Origin of the sequence: Lysinibacillus sp. FJAT-14222 (assembly GCF_001278875.1) — a bacterium.
Lineage (GTDB): Bacteria > Bacillota > Bacilli > Bacillales_A > Planococcaceae > Lysinibacillus > Lysinibacillus agricola.
In genome coordinates this window covers 1-1,251 of the sequence record NZ_LIYL01000067.1, presented here as the reverse complement: position 1 = coordinate 1,251, position 1,251 = coordinate 1, and the positions used below count along the sequence as shown (strand labels likewise).

General features: G+C 39.1%; 1 protein-coding gene. It reads left to right on the top strand.

Going from position 1 to position 1,251, the window contains the following annotated elements; all coding sequences use genetic code 11:
- Positions 1–106 precede the first annotated feature (106 nt).
- Positions 107–1,251: IS256 family transposase (locus AN161_RS26795; RefSeq protein ID WP_053597362.1), on the top strand; the 1,145-nt coding region annotated here is incomplete at its 3' end.

Sequence of the window (1,251 nt, the reverse complement as noted above, 5' to 3'; positions counted from 1 at the left end):
GAGAGTATAAAATATTTTGTGTAAATGAATAAGACGACAAAAAAGAAAGACCTTTTCTTGGTAGAATTAAGTCACCACAACCAATCCTAGAAAAGAGGTCTTCCCTATGAATCAGTTTACAACAGAAATTGTCGAAGCTCTAGTAAAAAAACAAGATATTACCGAAGTTTTTCGTACCCATTTAGAAACAGCGGTCAATACGCTACTCGCGACAGAACTAACGGCTTTTTTAGATTACGAAAAATATGATCGAATTGGCTTCAACTCTGGCAATTCACGCAATGGTTCGTATTCACGCACGTTACATACCGAATATGGTGATTTAAACATCCAGATTCCACGTGATCGCAACGGTGAGTTCAAGCAACAGACCGTCGTACCCTATAAACGCTCAAATGACACACTAGAATCAACGGTCATTCATCTCTTCCAAAAAGGAATTACAATGTCAGAAATCGCTGGTTTAATTGAAAAGATGTATGGCCATCATTACACACCGCAGACGATTTCTAACATGACAAAAGTGGTCACAGAACAGGTAGAAGCTTTTAATAAACGTCCCTTAAACGCACGTTATGTCTGCGTTTACTTAGATGCGACATATATTCCAGTGCGTCGTGAAACAGTGTCAAAAGAAGCTGTTTATATCGCTGTTGGTATTCGTGAAGATGGCTCAAAAGAAGTTCTGGCCTACACGATTGCACCAACTGAATCTGCGTACAACTGGCAGGAACTTCTCACAGAACTCAAGGAACGTGGTGTCGAAGAAGTTCTTCTGTTTATTTCTGATGGCTTAAAAGGCATGGTGGATGCAATTTCTACGGTCTTTCCGAAAGCACAGTACCAAACTTGTCTAGTACACGTGGCACGCAATATTTCACATAAGGTTCGTGTAGAAGATCGTCAAGAAATCTGTGATGACTTTAAAACAATTTACAAGGCGGCAAATAAAGAAGCAGGACAACTTGCGCTAAATGATTTCTGTTCGAAATGGCGAAAAGCCTATCCTAAAGTCGTGAAATCTTTGCAGGACAATGCCTATCTCCTGACGTTTTATAGCTTTCCAAAAGCGATTTGGCGTAGTATTTATAGCACCAATCTGATTGAGTCATTTAATAAAAAAATCAAGAAATATACAAAACGCAAAGAGCAATTTCCAAATGAAGAATCACTAGAACGCTTCCTTGTTTCACAGTTCGAAGATTACAACCAAAACTTTGCGACACGTTGTCATATTGGTTTCAATCAGGC